The sequence below is a fragment of the Bartonella sp. AA18HLJMS genome (assembly GCF_042197245.1).
Taxonomy (GTDB): domain Bacteria; phylum Pseudomonadota; class Alphaproteobacteria; order Rhizobiales; family Rhizobiaceae; genus Bartonella.
Genome location: NZ_JBHIRP010000077.1, coordinates 1 through 878 on the forward strand (window position 1 = coordinate 1; position 878 = coordinate 878).

Below are 878 nucleotides of genomic sequence, written 5' to 3' on the forward strand. Positions count from 1 at the left end.
GATTGATAGGCAGAAGCACCCCCACCACCATGTCCTCCTGTCGCCGTAATAAAATTCTTTCCAACAGCTGTTGTTCCTCCAGAATTTCCTGTCGCACTGCGTGATGCAACAGAAGCGCCTCCTTTACCAATCAAAATATCTTGATGACCGTTTAAACTGGCTTTATAGCCATACCAGACTGAACAACCGCCACCGCCGCCACCTCCTCCTAATCTTGGCGTATCCGCTCCGCCACCACTACCGCCACCGCCCCATGCTTGGATCTCAACTTTAGTTTTATCCGTTACCCAATCAGGCCATTGAATTTTCCCATCCTGTGTATAGAGCAATTCAGCATCAGCAAGCGCAGACCAATTAATGAGTTTATCAACTAAGCCTTGTTTAATTTTTTTAATTTCTTGCTTGAGAATATCTATGTCTGATTTCGTATAAACAAGATCTCCATCGACCCTCAAAGGTCCTTTCAAGGTGCTTCCGTTTGTGTTTAAATTGGTAACCACTTCACCATTATGGATAAGGTTAAACGACGAATTACCCAACAGTTCTAAGCCACCACTCATAGTGACTTTGCTGGTAAATTTATTATAATTTTGCCATTCATTTGGGCTGGCTAAGCGACCATAGCTTGTGAGATCTTCATTGATCTTGGCTCTAAAATCATCAAGCCCCACGATATCTTCGGTTTTATGTTGATGTGCGCCTAACAGTGAGACAGCACTCCCAAAGGTGAAGTTATTGTTGCTTGATTTATAGAGAACATAATTGTTGGCAGCATCGTGTGCACCCTCGATATCGCTTAAATCAGCAAATGAGAAAGTTTTATCCGCTGCCATTTTGCCATTGAGAGCGCTTTCTAGATTTGTGATTTCGCTTATGGT

At 43.1% G+C, this 878-nt stretch carries 1 protein-coding gene; it reads right to left on the bottom strand.

What is annotated here, in order from left to right:
* Positions 1 to 878 (bottom strand): Bgr_08870 family protein (locus tag ACFINW_RS10000; RefSeq protein WP_375674267.1); only part of this gene is annotated, 878 nt, incomplete at both ends.